Raw genomic sequence first — 21923 nt, forward strand, 5'->3', positions numbered from 1 at the left:
GGCGTCATCGTGGCAGGTCGATGCCGATGCCGCGTTCGCGGGCGCGGCCGATGACGAGATGCGCCAGCGCGAGATCTGCGAGGGCGAAGCCGCGGAAGCAGAAGAAGGAGCGGGCGCCCGGCGCGGTCGGGTGGGCGTCGTTCGCCATCTCGACGAGATCGTGGCCGAAGCGGACCGTCGTCACTGGGTTGCCGTCGATATCGTAGGGCGCCTGCGACTGTTCGAGGCTGTCTGTCGCCAGCACGTCGAAGGCCGGCAGGCTCTCGGGGATCCAGCTCCGGCCGATGTCGACGGCGGCGGCGAAGGCGTTCGGCTTCATCAGGCTCGCATCGAGGAACGGCTTCAGCCCCGGCGCGCCCGGCACCATCGAGATGACGATGTCGCTGCGCGCCAGCAGGGCGTCGGCATCGGCGACGATCTCGGTCGCGAGTCCGTGCTTCGAAGCCGCCTGCGCGAGACGCTCCGCCGAGGAGCGGCTGCGGCTCAGGGCCAGCGCCGTGGTCAGGTCGGGATAGAGGGCGAGGAAGGCGTCGAGATGGGCATGGGCCTGGAGGCCGCAGCCGACGAAACCGATGGTCCTGGGGGCGGGCGGCGCCATCCGCGCGGCGGCGGCGGCCGAGAGCGCGGCGGTGCGGATCAGCGTGATCTCGTCACCGTCGAGCACGGCCAGCGGCGCGCCGCTGCGATAGTCGCTGACGCAGATCAGGGCGTTGATCCCGGGCACCGGGCTGTCGGGGCCGACGGGCGCCATCGAGACCCATTTCAGCGTCGCGATCCCCTGCGCCTGCGAGGCTGCCGTCATGGCCTGGAAGCCATGGCCGGGACCGAGCCCGAGCGCGCTTTTCGGCAGGCTGCGGTTGAGGCCGGCGGCATGGTCGCGGAAGGCCTGGAGCACGGCCTCGCGCGCCTTGCCGGGCGGGATGGCGAGGGCCTTGACGTCGCTGCGCGAGAGATAGAGCAGGCGCTCGCTCATCGGGCGAACCTCCGGGCGGAATAGGGGGTGGGATCGAAGGGCGGCTCGCGCCCGTCGATCAGCGCGGCGACGAGCCTGCCCGTCGCCGGCGCCTGGGTCAGCCCGGTATGGGCATGGCCGAAAGCATGCACGATATCGGCCGAGCCGGAAGCGATGCCGATGCAGGGCAGGCCATCCGGCGTCGAGGGGCGGTTGCCCATCCAGCGGTCGATCCGGGCGGTCTCGAAGCGCTTCGCCTGCCCGGGAAACATCCTGCGGGCATAGCCGAGCAGGATGTCGGCGCGGCGCCAGTCAGGATCTGCGTCGGGATCGGCGAGCTCGACCTGCCCGGCGAGCCTCAGCCCTTGCGGCGTCGAGACGACGCCCATCTGGCCGTCCGAGGGCATCAGCCCGGCACCGAGCGCCACGCCCGGCTCGGGGATGACGACATGGTAGCCGCGCTCGGAGATCAGGGGCACGCGGTCTCCGGCAAGCTTCGCCAGCCCGGCCGAGCCGATGCCCGCCGCGATGACGGCGCGGTCGCAGGCGAGGGGGCCCCGGTCGGTCACGACGGCGCTCAGCCTGCCGTCGTCGATGACGAACCCCGTGGCGCGCGCCGTGATGCGTTGCGCGCCGCGCGCCTCCAGCAGCCGGGCAAGCGCCGCGCAATAGGCGCCGGGATCGGCGATCTGGCCGGCATCGTCGAGCCGGGCGCCGAAGCGGTAGGCCGGCGACAGCTCCGGCTGCAGGCGGCGCAGTTCGGGCTCCTCGATCTCGCTGAAGCGGATTCCGAGCTCGCGGCGCATCGCCCAGATGCGGCTTTCGGCGGCGAAGGCGGTGCGGTCCGGATAGACATAGACCAGCCCTTCCTGCCGGATCAGGTGGCCGACGCCAGCCTCGTCGGCATAGGCGCGGTGATCGGTCACTGTGTGCTTGCAGAGCGGGTAGCGCCGGCGTGCGCAGATCCCGATGCGCTCCCAGTCGCGGCCGGCGGCGATGAAGCGGGCGAGCCAGCCGGCATGGCGGGGCAGGTCGCGCCAGCGCAACGTGAACGGCCCGGTCCGGTCGAGCAGGAAGCCCGGCACCTTGCGCCAGAGACCCGGCAGGGAGATCGGCATGATCGCGCCGGGGTTGATCCAGGTCGCATTGCCGTAGGAGGCGGCCTGACGGCCGCCGGGCTCGCCCGGCTCGACCAGCAGGACATGGTGGCCGGCGCGCTGGACCTCGAGGGCTGCACACAGGCCGACGATTCCGGCGCCGATCACGGCGACGGTCAATGGCGCGTCCCCCGGCATCGCCCGGCCTCAGCCGCGATTGTGGAAGTGGCTGAGGAAAGCCCGGGTCGCTTCCTGCTTGGGTTCGCCGATCACCTCGCGCGCCGGCCCCTCCTCGACGATGACGCCGTCGCGCATGAAGACGACGCGGTCGGCGACCTCGCGGGCGAAGCCGATCTCATGGGTGACGATGATCATCGTCATGCCCTCGGCGGCGAGGTCGCGCATCACGCCGAGCACCTCCCCGACGAGTTCGGGGTCGAGCGCGGAAGTCGCCTCGTCGAAGAGCATCACCTCCGGCTCCATCGCCAGCGCGCGTGCGATGGCGACGCGCTGCTTCTGCCCGCCCGAGAGCTTGTTGGGGAAGACGTCGACCTTGTCGCTGAGGCCGACCTTGGCGAGGAGCTTGCGGGCGAGCGCCTCCGCCTGCGGCTTCGGCATCGCCTTCACCGAGACCGGGCCCTCCATGACGTTCTGGACCACCGTCATGTGCGGGAACAGGTTGAAGTGCTGGAAGACCATGCCGGTGTTCGAGCGGAAGCGCGCCTGCTCGCGGGTGGCCGGCAGCTTCGAGCCGTCGCCGAAGGAGAAGCTGTCCTCGCCGATGCGGATGCGGCCGCCCTCGGGCATGACGAGCAGGTTGAGGCAGCGCAGCAGGGTCGACTTGCCGGAGCCGGACGGGCCGATCAGCGCGACGACCTGGCCGGTCTCGACCTTGAGATTGATGTCCTTCAGCACGACGAGCGCGCCGAAGCTCTTGCGAAGGCCGGAGACCTCGATCCTGTAGCTCATCGCCCGGCCCTCAATTGCTGTGCGCCAGCCGCTTTTCGGCCAGCTTGACGATCGCGGTCAGCGGCAGCAGCACGACCACGTAGATCGCGGCGACCACCGTGTAGACCTCGAGCGCGCGGTAGGTGTCCATGGCGGCAACCTGGCCCTGATAGAGCAGGTCGGGCACGGCGAGGACGGAGACGAGCGAGGTGTTCTTGAACTGGATGATCGACTGGTTCATCAGCGGCGGGATCATCCGCTTGATCGCCTGCGGCAGCACGATCCGGCGCATCACCCGCGCCGGGGTCATGCCCAGCGCCAGCCCGGCCTCGCTTTGCCCCGGCTCGATCGAGATGATGCCGCCGCGGATCACCTCCGCATAGAACGAGCCGCCATAGAGCGTCAGCGTCACGACCGAGGCGGTGATCGCGTCGAGCTTGATGCCGGTCAGGATCGGCAGCGCGTAATAGAACCACAGCAGCAGCACGAGCAGCGGCGTCAGCCGGAACATCTCGATATAGGCCCAGGACAGCCAGCGCAGGGCCGGCGAGCGCGAGAGCTGGGCGATGCCGGCGATGAGGCCGACGACCAGGCCGAGCAGGACGACGGCGATGGTGATGCCGATCGTCACGCCGGTTCCGGTCAGGAAGATCCAGCGATAGCTCCAGACGATGTCGAAATTCCAAGTGTAGGACATGTCCAACCCTGCCCGCGCGCGGCGCGGCCCTCGCGCATGAGAGCGTGTTGCCGGAGGCGGCCCGCAAAAAGCGATCTGCACGAAAGAGCGTGCAGGAAACGAAGCGGCTTCCCGCGATGGACGCGGGAAGCCGGAGAACCCTCAGAGGGTGATGCCCGCCGGAATGTCCTCGGAGGTGACGCCGACCTGCTCCAGGCTTTCGACGACGGCGCTGCGGACGAGGCCGAGGCCGCGCGCATAGACGATCCAGGTGTTGACGAAATCGCGCCAGGTCTTGTCCGATTCGCGGCGGAAGGCCGCGTTCGAGGTCGAGCCGAAGAAGGGCTGGGGCACGACGACCTTGCCGAGGCTGGGGTCGGCCTTCACGGCGCGCACGCCGCCCATCCAGAAGATGCACTGCGCATCGACGCGGCCGGTGCGCAGCGCCAGCATCGCCTCGTTGATGGTCTTGAAGCGCGTGATCTGGGCCTTCGGGCACAAAAGCGTGGCGATCTGGTCATGGGCCGAGCCGACATCGACCGAGATCTTGACCTCGGGCTTGTTCATGTCGGCCCAGCTCTTGGGCTCGAAGCCCGGCTTGGCGATGACGACCAGCGCGCTGTCATAGGCGCCGACCGAGAAATCGACCGCCATCGCGCGCTTCGGCGTCGGGTTGAGCCCGAACATGATGTCGATCTTGTCGGCCTGGAGATCGAGCACCGCATTGCCCCAGGTCGTCTCGACCAGCTCGAGCTCGACCTCCATGTCCTTCGCGAGTGCGGCGCCGATCGTGTAGAAATGGCCGCTCCACTTGCCGCTGGCCGGGTCCTTGACGAACCAGGGCGCGCTCGAGGTCACGGCGCCGAGCCTGAGCTTCTTGCTGGCGATGATGCGGTCGAAGGTGTTCTTCGCCGCGCTCTGCGCGCTCGCTCCGTTGGAGGCCAGCGTGAGCGCGCCGGCTGCCACCGCGCCAGCGCCGATGAGGCCTGCCAGATCCCTGCGTGTCGTCATGTTCATTCTCCCGGCGTTATGAGGCGAACCCCGTCATGGCTGGTGAGGCAGGCTCCCGCTTCCCCTGCGGGCTTCCGTGACCTGCGCCCCCTCACCGAAGGCCGCAGCGGATTTTTCGGTCGTCTTCAGGCCGTGCCCGGCGCCAGCAGAACGCCCGGATTCATCAGGTTCTGCGGATCGAACAGCGTCTTGACCTTGTTCATCAGCTCGTAGCGCAGCGGATCGGCGAGGCGCGCGAGCTCTTCGGTCAGCTTGCGCCCCACGCCGTGCTCGGCGCTGAAGGTTCCGCCGAAACGGGCGGCGACGTCGTGGATGGCTCGCTCGACTTCGAGCGCGAAGGCTTCCGCATCGGGCAGGGCCGCCCAGAATTCGTGCGTGAACATCAGGATGTAGTGCACATTGCCGTCGCCGAGATGGCAGACCACTTCCTTGATCGCCTGCGGGTAGCGCTCGGCCGCGACCTTGTCGGCCGCCGCGATGAAGGGGGCGACGTGGGAGGAGCGCACGGCGACATCATGGGTGATGCTCATGCCTTCCTTCCTGTTGGCCTCGGAGACCGAATGGCGGAGGTGCCAGAACTCGGCCGCCTGCTGCTCGGAGGTCGCGATGACGGCATCGAGCACCTCGCCGGCTTCGAGCGCGGCGCCGACGACCTCCTCGAGGATCGCGGGGAGGGCGGTGGTCGCGTCCTCGCTGCCGAGCTCGATCAGGACGGACCAGGCCGGAATCTCGGGGAAGGGGAAGCGGGCCCGCTCGGCATGCTTGCGCACCAGCTCGAATTGCGAGGCGGAGACCATCTCGAAGGCCTGGATATAGGAGCCGGCGCGGTCCTGCAGCGCGGCCAGCAGCGCGACTGCGGCCGCGGGTTCGGCGACGGCGACCCAGGCATGGGCGGTGTTCGGCGTCTGCGGATGCAGCCGCAGCGCCGCGCCCGTGACGATGCCGAGCGTCCCTTCCGCGCCGATGAAGAGATGGCGCAGCATGTAGCCGGTATTGTCCTTGCGCAGCGCCGCGAGGTCCGAGAGCACGCGCCCGTCCGGCAGCACCACTTCCAGGCCGGCGACGAGATCGCGCATCGGCCCGTAGCGGACGACGCCGGTGCCGCCGGCATTGGTCGAGATCAGCCCGCCGATCTGGGCGCTGCCCTCGCTGCCGAGATGGAGCGGAAACTGCCGCCCGGCCTCGATGGCGGCGTTGTGCAGATCGCCGAGCACGACGCCGGCATCGACGGTCGCGACGCCGGTGGCCCGGTCGACGGAGCGGATGCGGTTCATGCGGCGCAGCGACAGCACGATGCCGGGCTTGTCGCTCCGGCCGCTGTCCGGCACGGCGCCGAAGCACAGGCCGGTATTGCCGCCGACCGGGAAGACCGGCTGGCCTTCGGCCGCGCAGAGCGCGACGACGGCGGACACCTCCGCCGTGGAAGCCGGCTGGACGATGGCGAGCGCCCGGCCGCGCCGGCGCTGGCGCCAGTCGACGAGCCAGGGCTCCATCTCGGCCGGATCGGTGATCAGGCCCTTGTCGCCGACGATGCCGCGAAGCCGCTCGATCACGATCCGCTCTCCGCTCAGGCCAGGCTGATGGCTTTGGCCTGCGCCGCGGCGACCTTGAGCCCGGCCAGCGTCTGGTCGCTCGGTCCGAGCAGCGGCAGACGCACGCCGCCGACCGGCATGCCGGCAAGTGCCATATACTCCTTCAGCGGTCCCGGATTCGTCTCGACATAGATGGCGTCGACCACCGGATCGATCTTGTCCTGCAGCTTCAGCGCCTCCTTGAGCTTGCCCTGGCGGGCAAGCGCGAAGATCTCGAGCCAGATCTTCGGATAGATGGTCGCCGACGCCAGCACGCCGCCCCGCGCGCCGAGCGCGACATGGGTGGCGAAGAGCGGCTCCTCGCCCGACAGGATCGCGATCTTGTCGCCGGCATATTTCACCGTGCGGATGAAATCGGGCATGTCGTAGGACGAGTACTTCATGCCGATGATCGAACCGTCCTCGGCCATGGCCTGCACCGTGTCGGCGAAGGCGGAGACCGTCGTGCGGCGCGGAATCTGGTAGAGCATGACCGGCAGGTCGAGCGCATCGCGGTAGCGCCGGAAATAGGCGCGCATGCCGTCCTGCGTGCCGGGGGCGTAATAGGGCGTGACGGTCATGACCGCGGCGGCGCCGGCAGCGGCGAAGTCGCGGCCCGCTTCGAGCGCATCCTCGAAACCGGTGGAGAGCACGCCGGGAATGACCGGCTTGCCGTCGGCCGCCTCGACGCAGGCGGCGACGATGGCGCGGCGCTCGTCGCGGGAGAAGGCCGGATATTCGCCTGTGCCGCCGATCGGCACGATGCCGGCCGCGCCGGCCGCGAGCTGGAACCGCACCAAAGCCTGGAGGCCCTTGATGTCGACCGCGCCGTCTGCGGCGAGCGGCGTGACGATCGCGGTGTAGAGGCCGCCAAGTGTGTCGTGCGTGAGTGTCATGCGAAACGTCCCTGCCGCGATGTCGCCTGGCCGCGCCGGCCCCTCGCCGAACGCCTCCGGACCGGTTGCCGGCGCACCATTTGCGGAAAATTGTTGCAGCCGGGACCAACTGTCAACACAAAAATATAAAAATGTCGGATACGAAATTTATTCGCCCATGAGCGGTGACGTTCCCTTTTCTTCCCTGCGGCCGGCGATTATGACAGGAGGCGCCATTGGGCTGGAACGAGGAGAATGGGCATGCCGGAAATCTCGCTGGCGGAACGGGGGGAATCGCCCGAGCCGCCTGAGGCCTGGCAGTCCGGCGACGAGGCGCGCGGCGGGATCGATATCGGCGCGCGGCTGCTCAAGCTGCGCAAGAGTCGCGGCCTGACCCTGCAGGACGTCAGCGCGATGACGGGCGTATCGGCCTCGGCCTTCTCCAAGATCGAGCGCAACGAGCTTTCGCCGACGATCTCGACGATGCAGCGCATCGCCCATGGGCTCGAGGTCGAGCTGGTGACGCTGTTGTCGAGCGGCGAGCAGGGCGGCGCGGTGAGCTTCGCCGGGCGCCGCAGCATCAGCCGGGCGGGCGGCGGCAGCAAGCACACCACCGGGACCTGCAACAACGTCCTGCTCTGCGCCGATCTCAAGAACAAGCGCGCCACGCCGATCCTGACCACGGTGACGGCCCGCTCGCCGGACGAATACGCAGCCTGGGCCAAATCCGAGGCGGAGATCTTCGTGATGGTGATGGAAGGCACGCTCATCGTGCATAGCCGCCTCTACGAGCCGCTCGAGCTCAACAAGGGCGATTCCGTCTATTACGACGCCACCACCGAGCATACCTGGACCTCGAAGGGGCCGACCGATGCGGTCGTGCTCTGGGTGCTCGTCGACCTCTGACGGCGCCGCCGCCGCGACAGCGCCCGATTCCGTCTCGGAGCAGGGCGCGGTTGCGGTCCCGGCACGATCGTTGCACGATCCCGGCTTGTCCGACGATCGGATCGCATCTTGGCCCGTATCGACCTGCGCAACTCGTCCCGCTACTGGCACGACCCTCGGGTTCCGGGCCTGAGTTGCCTCGTCGCCGATTTCACCAGCCACGATTACGCCCCTCACAGCCACGAGGCCTTCGTCGTGGCGGTGACGGAGGCCGGCGGCGCCGAGTTCAAGAGCCGGGGGCGGACCGACGAGGCGGGAACCTCGACCCTGCTCGTGTTCAATCCCGACGAGCCGCATTCCGGGCGCATGGGCTGGAGCCCGCGCTGGCGCTATCGCGGCCTCTATCTGACCCGCCCGGCGATCGAGACGCTCAATGCCGCGCTCGGGCTGGACGCGACGGCCTATTTCTGCCGGAACAGCTTTCACGACGCCGATCTGATCGAGGCCTTCCTCGGGCTGCATCGCATTCTCGACGACGGCAACGACCCGTTCGAGGAGCGCGAATTGCTGCTGCGCAGCTTCGGCGCCCTGATCCGGCGCCATGCCGCGGGCGAGCCCAGGCTGTCGCCGCCGGCGCGCGACGCGCAGCGGGCGGCCCGCGTCCGCGAGATCATGCGCGAACGCCATGCGGAGGAGCTGACGCTGGAGGAGCTCGGCGCCGCCGTCGGGCTCACGCCGTTCCAGTTGATCGCCCTGTTCAAGCGCAGCACGGGGCTCACCCCGCATGCTTATCTCACGCAATTGCGCCTGAAGGCCGCGATCGCTGCGCTCGGTCGCGGCACGAGCATCGCTGCCGCCGCGCTGGATGCCGGCTTCTACGACCAGAGCGCGCTGACGCGGCATTTCAAGCGCAGCTACGGCATCACCCCGCTGCAATGGGTGCAGGCGACCGCCGGCTGAGCGGTTTTCTCAATTTCCGCCAATAGCGGCGCGGCAAGGCGCGCCAATCTCGCCTCCATGCGGATGCCCTGTCGGCACTGCGGAAAGGATGAGATTCATGTCCCGCTATTTCTGCCTCGACAATCCGGAGGTCCCGACGCTCGCGACTGAGGTCGTCGAGGCGGGGCCGGGCTGGGTCGTTCTCGCGGAAAGCCCGTTCTATCCGGGCGGCGGCGGACAATTGCCCGATCGCGGCTCCCTGGAATGGGCCGGCGGCGAGGTCGCGGTCGCCGGTTTCGAGAATGAGGGGGGCCGGCTCCGGCATCTGCTTGCCGACCCCATCGAACTCCCGGCCGGCACCGTGGAAGCCAGGGTCGACCCGGCGTTTCGCGGGCTGATGCGCGCGCTCCACACCGATCTGCACATCGTCAACGCCGTCGTCTTCCAGGGCTTCGACGGCGCGCTCGTCACCGGCGTGCAGATGAACGAGGACGGCACCGCGCGCATCGATTTCGACCTGCCGGACGCCGATAATGACCGCCTGCGCGCGATCGAGGAACCGGTCAACGCGCTCATCCGGCAAGACCTCGCCGTCCGGCAGGACTATCTCCCCGAGGCCGCGGCCTTCGCAGAGCCGGGGCTGATCCGCTCGCGCTCGGTCGCCCCACCGCCGACTGCGGACGGGCAGGTGCGCGTCGTCGAGATCGTCGGCCTCGACCGTCAGGCCTGCGGCGGCACCCATCTCGCCTCGACCGGCGGCTCGCCGCCGATCCGCATCCTGAAGATCGACAACAAGGGCCGGCACAACCGCCGCCTGCGGATCGGCCTCGCGGGCGCGCTGTGAGGCCGGCAATGTCGATCCTCCAGCGTCTCTGGGACCAGCCGTTGCTGCTGCTCCCGCTGCCGCCCCTGTTCTGGGCCGGCAACCTCGTGCTCGGACGGGCGCTTGCCGACACGTTTCCGCCGGTCTCGCTCGCAGTCGGGCGCTGGCTCGTCGCGCTCGCCTGCCTCGCGCCCTTCGTGCTCGGCGCGCTCAGTGCGCAGCGGCAGGCGCTGTTTCGCGCCCGCTGGATCGTCCTGGCCTGCGGCGCCTTCGGCATCGCCGGCTATAATGCGCTCGGCTATCTCGCCTTGCAGAGCGCGCCCGCCGCCAGCGTCGCCTTCCTCAACTCGACCTTGCCGCTGATGGTGCCGCTCGCGGCCTTCGCGCTCGGGGTCGAGCGCGTCTCGGTCCGCACGCTTGCCGGAATCGCCATTTCCTTCGTGGGCGTGGCCTGGATCGTGGCGCGCGGCGAGCCCGCGAGCCTGTCGCGGCTGGGCATCGGCGGCGGCGAGCCGCTGGTCCTGCTCGCGGTCGCCAATTACGCGGTTTATTCGGTGCTGTTGCGCCGCCGGCCCGCCGATCTCGATCCGCTCCTCTTCCTGGCGGCGACGATGGTGGCGGGGCTCTTCGTGCTGCTGCCGTTCTGGATCTGGGAACTGGCGCGCGGCGCGACGATCCCGACCGCGCCCGGCCCGCTCGCGTCCGTGCTCTATATCGGCGTCTTCGCCTCGCTGCTCGCCTTCGTCATCTGGAACCGCTGCGTCGCGACACTGGGGCCGAGCGTCACCGGGGCCTCCTTCCATCTCGTCGCCCTGTTCACCGCCGTGCTCGCATTCCTGCTGCTGGGCGAGCCGGTGCGCCCGTTCCACCTCGTCGGCGCCGCGCTCATCCTGTGCGGCTTCGGCCTCGCGGCGAGCAGCGGCCGCCCCTCTCCAGCCCGAGCCGCGGGAGCGCTCAAGCCATGACCGTGTTTTCCCACGCCTTCGCGGCGTCGCGGGCATCGGCGACACGCTGCGGGCGATCTTCGAGAGCGCGGAGCCCGACCCGGATGGCTGCGCTGCGCCTCGCCCAGGCCCGGCGCGCCCGCGCCGGGCGGCACGCGCTGGCGGCCTGAGCGATGAGCGCGACGGTCTCCCTGCTCGAGGAACTCGTCGGCTTCGACACCACGTCGAGCCGCTCGAACCTGGCTCTCGTCGGCCGCGTCGCCGACCGGCTCGACAGCCTCGGTGCCCGCATCCGGCTGAGCTATGACGACGACCGGGCCAAGGCGAATCTGCTCGCCAGCTTCGGGCCGCGCGGGCCGGGCGGCGTCGTCCTGTCGGGGCATACCGACGTCGTCCCGGTCGCCGACCAGGACTGGACCTCCGATCCGTTTCGCCTGGCCGAGCGCGACGGCAAGCTGCATGGCCGCGGCGCCGTCGACATGAAGGGCTTCGTCGCGGCCTGTCTTTCGGCGGCCGAGGGCTTTGCCGGCACCGGTCTCGCCCGGCCGGTCCATCTCGCGCTGTCCTATGACGAGGAGGTCGGCTGCCTCGGGGTTCCCCGCCTCATCGACGACCTGCTCGCCCATGAGGAGAAGCCGGAGCTCGCGATCATCGGCGAGCCGACCGGCATGCGGATCGGCGACAGCCATCGCGGCTTCCTCGGCTTCCGCGCCCGCTTCGAGGGCAGGGCCGCGCATTCGAGCGACCCCGGTGCCGGCGCGAGCGCGATCTATCCGGCCGCCGATTTCATCGGCTTCCTGAAGACCATCGGGCACCGCACCGGCGTGGGCGCCAGCGCGACCACGGTCAATATCGGCCGGATCGAGGGTGGAACCGCGATCAATATCGTGCCGTCCCTCTGCGAGGTGCTCTGGGAGTTCAGGCCGGTCACGGCCGGCGATGCCGCCGAGATCGAGGTGCTCGCCCGCGCCTATCTCGCCCGCGCGGTGCCGGACGATATCCGCCCGTCGCTGCTGCGGGAGATCCATGTCCCGCCGCTCAGCGCGGAAGGCGAGGCGGGGGCGCTCGCTGTCGCGGCCGCGCTCGGCGGCATCGTGCCGCCCTTCCCGATGGCCTTCGGCACGGAGGCCGGCTTCTTCCAGGCGGCGGGCATCTCCGCCGTGGTCTGCGGGCCGGGCTCGATCGCGCAGGCTCACCAGCCCGACGAATGGATCGCGCGCGCCGAACTCGATGCCGCCGACGCCTTTCTCGCCCGCCTCACCGGCTGGGCCCGACGCCAGCACGCCTGAACGCCCGCAGCCTCGACGCCAAGGGCCTGTTTTCCAAAGAGGGGATCACCATGACAGAACTCGCCGCCACGCATGCCATGTCCGAATCCGGAGCCGGGAAGACGGCCAGCAGGTTTTCGAGCCGACGGGCGGTGATCGCCGCCGTCGCCGGCAACACGCTGGAATGGTACGACTTCGCCGTCTACGGCTTCTTCGCGCTGACGCTCGCCAAGCTCTTCTTTCCCGCGGGCGACGCCACGGTCTCGCTTCTGCTCACCGTCGCCACCTTCGGCGTCGGCTTCGTGATGCGCCCGGTCGGGGCGCTCGTGCTCGGCACGCTCGCCGACCGGCGCGGCCGCAAGGTGGCGCTTTCGCTGACGATCCTGCTGATGGCACTCGGCACCGCGATGATCGCTTTTGCGCCGACCTACGCAACAGCCGGCGCCTGGGCGCCGGCGATCATCGTGCTCGCGCGGCTGATCCAGGGCTTCTCCGCCGGCGGCGAGATCGGCGGCGCCACCGCCTTCCTGGTCGAGCATGCCCCGCCCGCGCGCCGCGGGCTCTATGCGAGCTGGCAGCAGGCGAGCCAGGCCGGCGCCCTGCTGCTGGGCTCCCTGACGGGGGCGCTGCTCACCGGCCTGCTCCCGCAGGCCGAGCTCGAGGCCTGGGGTTGGCGCGTGCCGTTCCTGATCGGGCTCCTGATCGCGCCGGTCGGTCTCTACATCCGCTCGCGCGTCGACGAGACCGAGGCCTTCAAGGCCATCCTGCGCGAGCGTACCGCGCGGCCTGAGACCGATTTCTCGCCTTTGCGCGACACGCTCGGCCAGCATCGGGCCGCCGTGATCACAGGCTTCGGCATCACCATCGCCTGGACGGTCTGCACCTATTTCTTCCTGGTCACCATGCCGACCTATGCGGTGCGCCAGCTCGGCGTGCCGCAGAGCGCGAGCCTTCTCGCCAACAGCGTCGGGCTCGCGCTGATCGTCGTGCTGGCGCCCGTCTTCGGCGCCTGGTCCGACAAGGTGGGCCGGCGCCCGATCATGCTGGCTTCGGTGGTGGGGCTCTTTCTGCTGAGCTGGCCGATGCTGCTTTGGCTGACGGGCCAGCCCAGCGCGTTCAACCTCATGCTCGCGCAGATCGTCTTCGCCGTGCTGATCGCGGGCTTCAGCGGCCCCGCGCCGGCGGCGATGGCCGAGCTCTATCCGCCCGCCATGCGCTCGACCGGCCTGTCCATCGCCTATAATTTCGCGGTCACGCTTTTCGGCGGCTTCGCGCCCTTCATCACCACCTGGCTGATCGTGCAGACCGGGAGCGCGCTCGCACCGGCCTGGTACGTCATGCTGGCGGCGGCCTTCAGCCTGACGGCCCTGCTCATGGGCGGCAAGCTGATGCGGATGTCCGCCGGGCGCTGAGGGAGGCGGGCGGCGCCGCGGCATCCGCATCTTCGCTGGACAGGATTGCGTGCCTGCCCAGCGGGACGCCTCGGCAGCCTTACGGATGCGATCCGGCTTTGGCCGTCCGAGATCGCATGCCGTTCACCCTCACGCCACGGCGGCCGACATCGCGGCAACCGGGATGTCTGCCGGCGATTGAGCGTCGGCCAGCCGGTCGATCTGCTGCTGGACCTGGGCCATCACCTGCCGGGAGAACGGCCCGAGATGGAGATAGAGCGCGACCATCATCATCACATAGGGCAGCGCCTGGCGATTATGCGTGAGGCAATCGATCACGGTTTTCCAGAACTCGCGCCGCACGCCGCCTTTCGCCGTCGTCATGCGCCAGATCAGGCGCCATGACGATCTCATCTCCTCCCACTCCATCGACTTCGGCAGCTCCAGCTGGCGATTGGTGCAGTCGAGCATGCGGCCGACCCGCCGGACGCGCCCGAAGAAGGCGCCGGGTGCATAGACCGCCTCGAGCACCGCCCTGTAGTCGTCGAGGATGGCGCGGCGCGGGCGGCTGGTGACGAAGTTGAGCCCGGCGGTGCACTGATCGCCCAGCCCTTGCGTATGGTCGGCGTCGTCGGGAATGGACAGGCGGCCTTCGCGATCGAGACGCCGCGTCAATTGGGTGTTGGGCAGCGCATAGAGCAGGCCGACCATGCAGACAGGGATCGCGGTATCCTCGATGCAGTCGATCATGCCGCGCGCGACGCTGCCCTTCTCGCTGTCGAAGCCGAGGATGAAGCCGGCATTCACGAAAAGCCCGGCCTTGTAGATGCGATGGACGCTCTCCTGGAGGCTGCGGCGGGTGTTCTGCTTCTTCTGCATCGAGACCAGCGTGTCGGTATCCGGGCTTTCGATGCCGACAAAGATCGTGAAGAAGTTGGCCTCGCTCATGGACTGCATCAGAGCGGCGTCGTCGGCGAGATTGATCGACGCCTCGGTCGAGAACTCGAAAGGAAAGTTCCTGTCCCTGATCCATTGCGTCAGGGCGGGCAGGAATTGCTTCAACGCCTTCTTGTTGCCGATCAGGTTGTCGTCGACGAAATCGACATGGCCGCGATATCCGAGCGCGTGGAGGGTATCCAGCTCGGTCAGGATCTGCGCGTTCGTCTTCGTGCGCGGCACGCGGCCATAGAGCTCGATGATGTCGCAGAATTCGCAATTGAACGGGCAGCCGCGTGAGAACTGCACGCCGACATGCAGGTAATGCGCGAATTTCAGGAGGTCGAAGCGCGGTGTCGGGCTCCTGGTGACGTCGGTCTTGCCCATCTCGGAGCGGAAGTCCCCGCTTCTCGCCCCCGCGTTCCAGGCATCGACGAAGCCGGCCATGATCTCCTCGGCCTCGCCCAGCACCCGAAAATCGGCGGCCTCGTAGATCTCGGGCGTCGATGTCGCATCGGGACCGCCGACCACGACCGGCTTTCCCCGGGAGCGGCACTGCGCGATGACGGCCAGCGTTCCGTCCTGCTGCGGCAGCATGCCCCCGGTCATGACGAGATCCGCCCAGGCGAAGTCCCGTTCGTCGAGCTCCTCCGCATTCAGGTCGAGGAGCCGGATCTCCCATGTCGCGGGCAGCAGCGCCGCAACGGTGATCAATCCGAGTGGCGCGGCGGGGTGGCGCGCTCCGGCCAGTTCGCAGGTCGCCTTGTAGTTCCAGAAGGATCCCGGGTTGAACCGCGGATAGATCATCAGCACCCGGCAGCGGTCGATCGACATCTCATCTTCCTTGTTCGCGCTTGGTGAGCCGGGGAGGAAGCGGGAGCGGCAAGATCGCGGCGGCCATTCGGGGCACGATCCAGAATGGCTCCGGGCAGTTCCCACCCATAGCACCATTGCTCCAGCCGTTCGAGGACGGATAAGCGAGGGTCGGTCGCCCTTATCCGGAGAGAGCAAGGCCGGTGCCGCGGCGTGGCGCGCGCAATTCGCCTTTCAAATCAGAGCGCTGCGCATTCTCGGATGGTTGCGGGGCCACCGGGACAGCTCCAGAAACTGCCGCAAGCGACAAAGCTTGGAGGCGGCAGCGGCTCAGGCACATGTTCGCGCCCTCCGCGCCTGAGGAGCTTGAGATACGACAGCGACGACGCTCCGATCGATCGTGATCGACACCTCCTGAAACGGCGATAAGATCGCAGGGCATGGTCCTGTTCGAGTCGATCCTCGCCATCATGTTCGGGGCTGTCCTTCTCGCAGCGGGGTCGCGGCGGGCCGGTATCCCCTACCCCGTCGTGCTCGCCATCGGCGGGACGGCGCTCGCCTTCATTCCCAATGCGCCGCGCATCACGCTGGATCCGGAGCTCGTGCTCGCCCTGTTCGTCGCGCCGATCCTGCTCGATGCGGCCTTCGACAGCTCGCCGCGCGATCTGCGCCGGAACTGGCTGCCGGTGACCAGCCTGGTGTTCATCGCCGTCGGCGTCACGACCGCTGCCGTCGCCCTGGTGGCGCGGTGGTTCGTGCCCGAACTGCCCTGGGGGGCTGCGATCGCGCTGGGAGCGATCGTCGCGCCGCCGGACGCCGTCGCGGCGACGGCGATCCTGCGCAGGGTGCGGCCGCCCCATCGCATCGTCGTGATCCTCGAGGGCGAGAGCCTGCTGAACGATGCGACCGCGCTGCTGATCTACCGCCTGGCGCTGGGAGCCGTCGCGGCCGGCAGCTTCAGCGTGACGAGCGCCTTGCCGGCCTTCGCCCTCGTCACGGTGGGCAGCATCATTCTCGGCGCGCTGCTCGGCTGGGTTTCGGTGCGGCTGCTCGCGCTGTTCGGCGACCCGCCAAGCGCCATCATCCTGCAGTTCATCTCGACCTTCGGCGTCTGGATCCTGGCGGAGCGGCTGCATCTGTCCGGGATCATCACCATCGTCGTCTATGGCATCGTTCTCGCGCGGACAGCACCGGCCCGGACGAGCGCGCGGCTGCGCATCCCCTCCTATGCCGTGTGGGAGACCACGGTCTTCGTGCTCCAGGTCCTCGCCTTCGTGCTGGTCGGCTTGCAGTTGCGGCCGATCCTCGAGGGTTTCGACGCCGCGCAGCGCGTCGAAAATGCCTGGATCGCGTTCGCGGTTCTCGCAACCGTCATCGTGGTCAGGCTGACATGGGTGGCGACCTACAGGACGCTCGCCCTCCTGCGTCCGGGCCGAACCTCCGGCGCGAGCGACAAGGCGGCCTCGCTCCGGAACATCAAAGGCAGCGCTGTCGTCGCCTGGAGCGGCATGCGCGGCATCGTCACGCTCGCCGCCGCCTACGCCCTTCCCGCCGGTTTCCCCCATCGGGACATGATCCTGCTCTGCGCCTTCACCGTCGTGGTCGGCACGCTGCTGATCCAGGGGCTGACGCTTGCGCCGCTGCTGCGCTATCTCGCCATCAGCGACGATCACCCGGTCGACCGCGAGTTCGCCCTGGCGCGGAAGGCGGCGCTTGAGGCGGCGATCGGATCGCTCGAAGGCGCGCTTCCGGCGGCTGCGGCGCCGATCCGGCAGGAGTATCGCGACATGCTGGAGCAGACCGGGCGGACCGCGCAGCTCGACACCGACCATAACGCCCTGCGGCGGACGGCGCTCGCGGTTGCGCGCAAGACCGCATTCGATCTGCGGCAGCGCGGCACCATCGGCGACGACGCCTTCCACCGACTCGAGGAGGAACTCGACTGGCTGGAGCTCGGCGCTTCCCCCCGGGAGGGCACCGCATGAAGCCGCTCGATGTCGCGATCGTCGGGGCCGGAGCGGCCGGCGTGGCCGCAGGCCGGCATCTCGTCGCCTCCGGGCTCGACGTGCTTCTGATCGAGGCGACCGACAGGATCGGCGGGCGGGCGCATACCGCTTTCGGCGACGGCCTGCATTTCGACCTCGGCTGCGGCTGGCTCCATTCGGCGGATCGAAACCCCTGGGCCGCGCTGGCACCGGAGCTCGGCTTCGAGCTCGACCGAACCACGCCGCCATGGGGCGTCCAGTTTCGCGATCTCGGCTTTCCCGCGGCCGACCAGCACGCCGCGCGCGCGGCCTTCGCCCGCTTCGAGCAGCGCCTGCGTGAGGCGCCGCCCGGCAGCGATCGCGCCTCGGATCGTCTCGATGCCCACGACCGCTGGACGCCCTATCTCGAGGCGCTCAGCACCTATATCAACGGCACGGAGCTGGAGCAGCTTTCGATCCGCGACTATCTCGCCTATGCCGATGCCGACAGCGGCGTGAACTGGCGCGTGAGCGAGGGCTATGGCCGCCTCATTGCCGCCGCGGCGAAGGACGTTCCGGTCGCGTTGAGCACGCCGGTCTCGGGCATCGACGCATCGGGACGCGCGTTGAGGCTGACCACCGCCAGAGGCGAGATCGAGGCGGCGCGCGTCATCGTCACCGTCCCGACCGAGGTGCTCGCCTCCGGCGGGATACGTCTGCCGCCGCGGGCTTCGGATCACATCGATGCCGCCAGTGCGCTGCCTCTCGGCCTGGCCGACAAGATCATCTTCAAATTGTCCGATTGCGACGGCTTCGAACCGGACACGCAGGTCCTGGGCAATCCGTATGTGGCGCGAACGGCAAGTTACCACCTGAGGCCGTTCGGCCGGCCGCTGATCGAAGGCTTCGTCGGCGGCGCGGCTGCACGCGAGCTCGAAGCCGATGGCGGCGCTTTCGCCGCTTTCGCGCTCGATGAGCTGGCCGGGCTTTTCGGCTCGGGGATCCGGAGCCGGCTGAAGCCGATCGCGCAATCGCGCTGGGGCCGCCAGCCTTTTGCGCGAGGCTCCTACAGCCACGCCTTGCCAGGCCATGCCGAAGCCCGGGCCATTCTCGCCGGGGATGTCGATGGCAGGCTCTTCTTTGCCGGCGAGGCCTGCTCGACGCAGGATTTCTCGACCGCGCATGGCGCCTTTCAAACCGGCCTTGCTGCCGCACGAGCCGTTCTGGCAACGCGGAAGGCTCATTTGCAGGTCTAGAGACCTGAGGAGCGTTGTCGCGGGTGTCATGCGCTCCGGCCTCACCCCGCCCGGCCTTCGTCACGCGCGCGGCGCGGAGCTGGCAATGGCCGGCGCGCGCGATGCCGAGGTCATGGCCCAGATCGAGCACGCCACCGACAAGGAGGCCAAAATCTATCGCCGGCAGGCAGAGCGCCGCAGCCTCACAGGCAATGGACGAGCGAAGATCGACAACGTCATCGACCTGCGTGCCAAGCGCCGAGCCCAGAATCAAGGGTGAGTTTGTGTTTGTAAGCGGCCCTGTAACCGGGCTGCAAACGGCGCCCTCGAAAGAGAGCTAAGTAATGGCGCGCCCGAAAGGATTCGAACCTCTGACCCTCAGATTCGTAGTCTGATGCTCTATCCAGCTGAGCTACGGGCGCGTCTTCAGTGCGTCAAGACGCTTGCGCGTCTGGCCTGATGCGGCGGATGTAGCCGCTCGCTTTCGTCTTGGCAACCCAGAAAATGACGGTGCCTTGCAAAGGGACTCGGCTGTGGACAGCGCTGGGCGTCACCTGGCTGGACAAGCGGGCCGAGACGCCGAGGCGGCGTCCTACAATGCCGCGGCGAGCCGAGCCCGGTGACCGGAAAGCAGATCGCCGGATCGGGTTCGATGCCGCCGAGCCATCAGCCGACAGGCGAGCCGATGGCGAGTTTCGGGCGCGGTTCGCGCTTGGGCCGGGCAGGGGGGCGGCCCTTCGGGAGCTTCTCCGCGATCCCGTACAGCCGCTCGCGGCGCTCGAGTTCGCCCCAGATCTCGTTCGGCTCGATGCCCATGGCCGCCCAGAGGGCGACGAGATTGTAGATCAGGTCGGCGCTTTCCAGGATCGTCTCGCGACGCTGGCCCTGAAGTGCGGCGATGCCGGTCTCGACCGCCTCCTCCGCCACCTTCTTCGCCATCTTGGCCATGCCGCCGGCGAAGAGCTTGGCCGTGCGCGAGCGGCTGGGGTCGCCTCCGCGGGTCCGCCCGATGGCAGCGTGAAGTCTCTGGACCGAATCACTCATCATCCGACCCTCAAGCGGCCAAATGTGAGTTTGATGACAGCGGCAGGCGAGGGCTTGCCGCGGAGGGATTGCGGGTATATACCCCGGAAATGCCTTCCCGCTGCTATTGCACCGTCCTGAGAACCGTGACCCGTCGGGTGGCCGGGATCTATGATCGCGCGCTCGCGCCGCTCGGCATCAATATCGCCCAGTACAGCCTGATGCGGAACATCGAGCGGAACGCCCCGCTGACATTGACGCAGCTCGCCCGCCTGACCGAGCTCGACCGTTCGACCATCGGGCGCAATGTCCGCGTGCTGCAGCGCATGGGGCTGGTGGAGCTCGGCCGTGGCGATGACCAGCGCGAGGCCATGGTCGAGCTGAGCGAACGCGGCCAAGCGCTCCTGAACGAGGCTGGGCCGCTCTGGGACGGTATTCAGAGCCAGATGGAGCAGGAGCTCGGCCCCACCACCTTGGCGCTGCTGGAAGCCGTCGCGGCGAACTGACGAAGCCTTTGTTTCGGACATAATACGGGCATATGCCCTTAATGGAGATCACGATGGATCAGATCGTTCATCCGCCGTCCGGCCTTGCCGGCGCGCTGGGGCGCCGAGGCATTCACTATGGCTGGGTGGTCGCCGCCGTGACCTTCCTGACCATGCTGGTCACGGCCGGCGCGGTCGGCGCGCCGGGCGTTCTGATCGGTCCGCTGGAGCGGGAATTCGGCTGGGCGACGGCGGATATCTCCTCGGCGCTGGCGGTGCGGCTCGTGCTGTTTGGCCTGATGGGGCCCTTCGCGGCGGCCTTCATGAACCGGTTCGGGGTCCGGCGGGTCGCGAGCACCGCGCTCGTGCTGATCGCCAGCGGCATTCTCGGCTCCTTCGCGATGACCAAGATCTGGCATCTCGTGCTGCTCTGGGGCGTCGTCGTCGGGCTGGGCACGGGGCTGACCGCGATGGTGCTGGGCGCGACCGTGGCGACGCGCTGGTTCCAGCACAGGCGGGGGCTGGTGATCGGCCTGCTGACGGCGAGCACCGCGACCGGGCAGCTCGTCTTCCTGCCGCTGCTGGCCGGGCTGGCGGACAGTGTCGGCTGGCGCGGCGCGCTCGTCTTCGTGCTCGGGATGCTGCTGTTCGCGGCTTTGATGGTGCTGCTGCTGATGCGGGACCGGCCGTCCGATCTTGGCCTCGCGCCTTATGGTGGCGACCGGATCGTGCCGGCACCGGCGCAGCCCGTCGGTTTCGGGGCGATGCTGATGTCGCCGTTGCTGGCGCTGCGCGAGGCGGCCGGGACGGGCGCCTTCTGGCTGCTCTTCGGCACCTTCTTCGTCTGCGGGGCGAGCACCAACGGCCTCGTCCAGACGCATTTCGTCTCGCTCTGCGGCGATTTCGGCATGGCGGCGGTGACGGCGGCGAGCGTGCTGGCGATGATCGGCGTCTTCGACTTCATCGGCACGGTCGGCTCGGGCTGGCTGTCCGACCGCTATGACAGCCGCTGGCTGCTGTTCTGGTATTATGGCCTGCGCGGGCTGTCGCTGCTCTACCTGCCCTTCACCGATTTCTCGTTCTACGGCTTGTCGCTCTTTGCCGTGTTCTACGGGCTCGACTGGGTCGCGACCGTGCCGCCGACGGTGAAGATCACCGCCGACCGCTTCGGCGAGCGGGCCAATCTGGTCTTCGGCTGGATCTTCGCTGGCCACCAGCTCGGCGCCGCCTTCGCGGCCTATGGGGCGGGCTTCAGCCGCACGGCCTATGACAGCTACCTGCCGGCCTTCTTCATCGCCGGGGCGCTGTGCCTGATCGCCGCCGGCATGGCGGTCTGCCTCAAGGGCGGCAGCCTGCCGCTGCGGGGCCGGCAGGCCGCCGCAGCCTAGGAAATGCGGGTGGCCGAGCCTTGCGTCGCAGGCTCGGCCCTTCGCTCAGCGGGTGGCGCGGCGCGTGGCGCGCGCGACGGACGGCCCGGTGACGGCTCCGGCTGCACCGCCGACGACAGCGCCGACCGGTCCGGCCACGACGGCGCCCGTGCCGGCGCCGACAGCGGCGCCGCCGATGCGCTGCTCCACGGTGTTGCCGCAGGCGGCGAGCATGAGGGCGGCGGCGAGGGCGGAAGCGAGAAGGGGCAGGCGCATGGGCCGGGTCTCCGGTGAAGGCGAGGATGAGAACGCTGTCTTGTCGCCAAGGTTCCCGAGGATGGAAAGCGGATTTCCTGCCGGAGCGGTGGCGATCGCACTTGCGATCCACGGAAAAATCCGTATACAGCCGACATCGCAACAGTCGCACCGTTGTCATGGGCGATGAGGGCCGCGAGGCTCGCTTCGCAGACTGTGAGTTTTTTGACCGGCGCGCTCGCGAGGGCGGGCCGATGGAGTTGGTACAATGAAGATCCGCAATTCGCTGAAGTCGCTGCGTGCGCGCCATCGCGACAACCAGCTGGTGCGCCGCAAGGGCCGCGTCTACATCATCAACAAGGTCCAGAAGCGCTTCAAGGCGCGTCAGGGCTGAGCTTCCACGCGGCCTGCAAGGCCGCGCGGCGGAGCCAGGACTTTGCGAAGCGGGACGCCGATGGCGTGCCG

The 21923-nt window shown here is 68.8% G+C and carries 22 protein-coding genes and 1 tRNA gene; 12 read left to right on the top strand and 11 right to left on the bottom strand.

What is annotated here, in order from left to right; genetic code table 11:
- Positions 1-4: 4 nt before the first annotated feature.
- The 7 genes from GGC47_RS16820 to dapA form a co-directional block, all read right to left on the bottom strand.
- Positions 5-973, bottom strand: a complete 969-nt coding sequence (locus tag GGC47_RS16820) for an ornithine cyclodeaminase family protein (protein WP_142023032.1) — start codon at positions 971-973, stop codon at positions 5-7.
- Positions 970-2247, bottom strand: a complete 1278-nt coding sequence (locus GGC47_RS16825) for an NAD(P)/FAD-dependent oxidoreductase (protein WP_142023033.1) — start codon at positions 2245-2247, stop codon at positions 970-972. Before GGC47_RS16825 ends, GGC47_RS16820 begins: the two co-directional genes overlap by 4 nt.
- 9 nt (positions 2248-2256) lie before the next feature.
- Positions 2257-3018 carry an amino acid ABC transporter ATP-binding protein gene (locus GGC47_RS16830; RefSeq protein ID WP_113251914.1) on the bottom strand — a complete coding sequence of 254 codons (762 nt, stop codon included), beginning with the start codon at positions 3016-3018 and terminating at the stop codon, positions 2257-2259.
- A 10-nt stretch (positions 3019-3028) separates the two neighbouring features.
- A complete protein-coding gene (locus GGC47_RS16835; RefSeq protein ID WP_038362992.1) occupies positions 3029-3694 on the bottom strand; it encodes an amino acid ABC transporter permease in 666 nt (221 codons plus the stop codon).
- Between the two features lie 141 nt (positions 3695-3835).
- Positions 3836-4684, bottom strand: coding sequence for a transporter substrate-binding domain-containing protein (locus GGC47_RS16840; RefSeq protein ID WP_038362993.1), 849 nt, complete (start codon positions 4682-4684; stop codon positions 3836-3838).
- 125 nt (positions 4685-4809) lie between these two features.
- Positions 4810-6237, bottom strand: coding sequence for an FAD-binding oxidoreductase (locus GGC47_RS16845; protein WP_429068542.1), 1428 nt, complete (start codon positions 6235-6237; stop codon positions 4810-4812).
- Positions 6238-6251: 14 nt separating this feature from the next.
- The gene (gene dapA, locus GGC47_RS16850; protein ID WP_112764911.1) at positions 6252-7151 is read right to left on the bottom strand and encodes a 4-hydroxy-tetrahydrodipicolinate synthase; all 900 of its coding nucleotides are present in this window, start codon (positions 7149-7151) and stop codon (positions 6252-6254) included.
- 240 nt (positions 7152-7391) lie between these two features.
- Here dapA and GGC47_RS16855 point away from each other — a divergent pair, with 240 nt between their 5' ends.
- The 6 genes from GGC47_RS16855 to GGC47_RS16880 all read left to right on the top strand — a co-directional run bounded on the left by GGC47_RS16855 (position 7392) and on the right by GGC47_RS16880 (position 13401).
- Positions 7392-8036 (top strand): helix-turn-helix domain-containing protein, encoded by a 645-nt coding sequence (locus GGC47_RS16855; protein ID WP_429068543.1) that lies wholly within the window; start codon positions 7392-7394, stop codon positions 8034-8036.
- A gap of 108 nt (positions 8037-8144) precedes the next feature.
- A complete protein-coding gene (locus GGC47_RS16860; protein ID WP_113251915.1) occupies positions 8145-8975 on the top strand; it encodes an AraC family ligand binding domain-containing protein in 831 nt (276 codons plus the stop codon).
- A 97-nt stretch (positions 8976-9072) separates the two neighbouring features.
- On the top strand, positions 9073-9798 hold the full coding sequence (locus tag GGC47_RS16865; RefSeq protein WP_429068544.1) for an alanyl-tRNA editing protein: 726 nt from the start codon (positions 9073-9075) through the stop codon (positions 9796-9798).
- 8 nt (positions 9799-9806) lie between these two features.
- On the top strand, positions 9807-10742 hold the full coding sequence (locus tag GGC47_RS16870) for a DMT family transporter (RefSeq protein WP_429068545.1): 936 nt from the start codon (positions 9807-9809) through the stop codon (positions 10740-10742).
- Positions 10743-10894: 152 nt separating this feature from the next.
- Positions 10895-12010 (top strand): acetylornithine deacetylase, encoded by a 1116-nt coding sequence (gene argE / locus GGC47_RS16875; RefSeq protein ID WP_429068546.1) that lies wholly within the window; start codon positions 10895-10897, stop codon positions 12008-12010.
- A 50-nt stretch (positions 12011-12060) separates the two neighbouring features.
- The gene (locus GGC47_RS16880; protein ID WP_429068547.1) at positions 12061-13401 is read left to right on the top strand and encodes an MFS transporter; all 1341 of its coding nucleotides are present in this window, start codon (positions 12061-12063) and stop codon (positions 13399-13401) included.
- A gap of 129 nt (positions 13402-13530) precedes the next feature.
- Here GGC47_RS16880 and GGC47_RS16885 read toward each other — a convergent pair whose 3' ends face one another.
- Positions 13531-15150: a B12-binding domain-containing radical SAM protein gene (locus GGC47_RS16885; RefSeq protein ID WP_038363004.1), complete on the bottom strand. Its 1620-nt coding sequence runs from the start codon at positions 15148-15150 to the stop codon at positions 13531-13533.
- 419 nt (positions 15151-15569) lie between these two features.
- Here GGC47_RS16885 and GGC47_RS16890 point away from each other — a divergent pair, with 419 nt between their 5' ends.
- Genes GGC47_RS16890 through GGC47_RS16900 form a run of 3 tightly spaced genes read left to right on the top strand, consistent with a single transcriptional unit; the run spans position 15570 to position 18608 of the window.
- Positions 15570-17114 (top strand): cation:proton antiporter, encoded by a 1545-nt coding sequence (locus tag GGC47_RS16890; protein WP_113251920.1) that lies wholly within the window; start codon positions 15570-15572, stop codon positions 17112-17114.
- Positions 17111-18349: a flavin monoamine oxidase family protein gene (locus GGC47_RS16895; RefSeq protein WP_429068548.1), complete on the top strand. Its 1239-nt coding sequence runs from the start codon at positions 17111-17113 to the stop codon at positions 18347-18349. The genes GGC47_RS16890 and GGC47_RS16895 overlap by 4 nt, the downstream gene beginning before the upstream one ends.
- A 28-nt stretch (positions 18350-18377) precedes the next feature.
- The gene (locus GGC47_RS16900) at positions 18378-18608 is read left to right on the top strand and encodes a hypothetical protein (RefSeq protein WP_429068549.1); all 231 of its coding nucleotides are present in this window, start codon (positions 18378-18380) and stop codon (positions 18606-18608) included.
- Between the two features lie 65 nt (positions 18609-18673).
- On the opposite strand, the gene GGC47_RS16905 is transcribed toward GGC47_RS16900, so the two are convergent.
- Positions 18674-18750 (bottom strand) — tRNA-Arg (locus GGC47_RS16905).
- A gap of 244 nt (positions 18751-18994) precedes the next feature.
- A complete protein-coding gene (gene hisE, locus GGC47_RS16910) occupies positions 18995-19372 on the bottom strand; it encodes a phosphoribosyl-ATP diphosphatase (RefSeq protein ID WP_038364092.1) in 378 nt (125 codons plus the stop codon).
- Between the two features lie 89 nt (positions 19373-19461).
- On the opposite strand from hisE, the gene GGC47_RS16915 reads away from it, so the two are divergent.
- Positions 19462-19857: a MarR family winged helix-turn-helix transcriptional regulator gene (locus tag GGC47_RS16915; RefSeq protein WP_112764904.1), complete on the top strand. Its 396-nt coding sequence runs from the start codon at positions 19462-19464 to the stop codon at positions 19855-19857.
- 53 nt (positions 19858-19910) lie between these two features.
- Positions 19911-21224: an MFS transporter gene (locus GGC47_RS16920; RefSeq protein ID WP_142023041.1), complete on the top strand. Its 1314-nt coding sequence runs from the start codon at positions 19911-19913 to the stop codon at positions 21222-21224.
- 45 nt (positions 21225-21269) lie between these two features.
- Here the strand turns inward: GGC47_RS16920 and GGC47_RS16925 are convergent, their stop codons facing one another.
- Positions 21270-21479, bottom strand: coding sequence for a hypothetical protein (locus GGC47_RS16925; RefSeq protein ID WP_142023042.1), 210 nt, complete (start codon positions 21477-21479; stop codon positions 21270-21272).
- 247 nt (positions 21480-21726) lie between these two features.
- Between GGC47_RS16925 and ykgO the strand changes: the two genes are divergently transcribed.
- Positions 21727-21852, top strand: a complete 126-nt coding sequence (gene ykgO, locus GGC47_RS16930; RefSeq protein WP_038363015.1) for a type B 50S ribosomal protein L36 — start codon at positions 21727-21729, stop codon at positions 21850-21852.
- Positions 21853-21923: the final 71 nt, after the last annotated feature.

This window comes from Allobosea sp. OAE752 (genome assembly GCF_050433265.1).
GTDB classification, from domain to species: domain Bacteria; phylum Pseudomonadota; class Alphaproteobacteria; order Rhizobiales; family Beijerinckiaceae; genus Allobosea; species Allobosea spartocytisi.

What these genes read in the sequence shown, in the direction of transcription:
- GGC47_RS16820 (WP_142023032.1), bottom strand. Translation starts at nt 973, where the DNA reads ATGAGCGAGCGCCTGCTCTATCTCTCGCGCAGCGACGTCAAGGCCCTC.
- GGC47_RS16825 (WP_142023033.1), bottom strand. Translation starts at nt 2,247, where the DNA reads ATGCCGGGGGACGCGCCATTGACCGTCGCCGTGATCGGCGCCGGAATC.
- GGC47_RS16830 (WP_113251914.1), bottom strand. Translation starts at nt 3,018, where the DNA reads ATGAGCTACAGGATCGAGGTCTCCGGCCTTCGCAAGAGCTTCGGCGCG.
- GGC47_RS16835 (WP_038362992.1), bottom strand. Translation starts at nt 3,694, where the DNA reads ATGTCCTACACTTGGAATTTCGACATCGTCTGGAGCTATCGCTGGATC.
- GGC47_RS16840 (WP_038362993.1), bottom strand. Translation starts at nt 4,684, where the DNA reads ATGACGACACGCAGGGATCTGGCAGGCCTCATCGGCGCTGGCGCGGTG.
- dapA (WP_112764911.1), bottom strand. Translation starts at nt 7,151, where the DNA reads ATGACACTCACGCACGACACACTTGGCGGCCTCTACACCGCGATCGTC.
- GGC47_RS16855 (WP_429068543.1), top strand. Translation starts at nt 7,392, where the DNA reads ATGCCGGAAATCTCGCTGGCGGAACGGGGGGAATCGCCCGAGCCGCCT.
- GGC47_RS16865 (WP_429068544.1), top strand. Translation starts at nt 9,073, where the DNA reads ATGTCCCGCTATTTCTGCCTCGACAATCCGGAGGTCCCGACGCTCGCG.
- GGC47_RS16870 (WP_429068545.1), top strand. Translation starts at nt 9,807, where the DNA reads ATGTCGATCCTCCAGCGTCTCTGGGACCAGCCGTTGCTGCTGCTCCCG.
- argE (WP_429068546.1), top strand. Translation starts at nt 10,895, where the DNA reads ATGAGCGCGACGGTCTCCCTGCTCGAGGAACTCGTCGGCTTCGACACC.
- GGC47_RS16880 (WP_429068547.1), top strand. Translation starts at nt 12,061, where the DNA reads ATGACAGAACTCGCCGCCACGCATGCCATGTCCGAATCCGGAGCCGGG.
- GGC47_RS16885 (WP_038363004.1), bottom strand. Translation starts at nt 15,150, where the DNA reads ATGTCGATCGACCGCTGCCGGGTGCTGATGATCTATCCGCGGTTCAAC.
- GGC47_RS16890 (WP_113251920.1), top strand. Translation starts at nt 15,570, where the DNA reads ATGGTCCTGTTCGAGTCGATCCTCGCCATCATGTTCGGGGCTGTCCTT.
- GGC47_RS16895 (WP_429068548.1), top strand. Translation starts at nt 17,111, where the DNA reads ATGAAGCCGCTCGATGTCGCGATCGTCGGGGCCGGAGCGGCCGGCGTG.
- GGC47_RS16900 (WP_429068549.1), top strand. Translation starts at nt 18,378, where the DNA reads ATGCGCTCCGGCCTCACCCCGCCCGGCCTTCGTCACGCGCGCGGCGCG.
- hisE (WP_038364092.1), bottom strand. Translation starts at nt 19,372, where the DNA reads ATGAGTGATTCGGTCCAGAGACTTCACGCTGCCATCGGGCGGACCCGC.
- GGC47_RS16915 (WP_112764904.1), top strand. Translation starts at nt 19,462, where the DNA reads ATGCCTTCCCGCTGCTATTGCACCGTCCTGAGAACCGTGACCCGTCGG.
- GGC47_RS16920 (WP_142023041.1), top strand. Translation starts at nt 19,911, where the DNA reads ATGGATCAGATCGTTCATCCGCCGTCCGGCCTTGCCGGCGCGCTGGGG.
- GGC47_RS16925 (WP_142023042.1), bottom strand. Translation starts at nt 21,479, where the DNA reads ATGCGCCTGCCCCTTCTCGCTTCCGCCCTCGCCGCCGCCCTCATGCTC.
- ykgO (WP_038363015.1), top strand. Translation starts at nt 21,727, where the DNA reads ATGAAGATCCGCAATTCGCTGAAGTCGCTGCGTGCGCGCCATCGCGAC.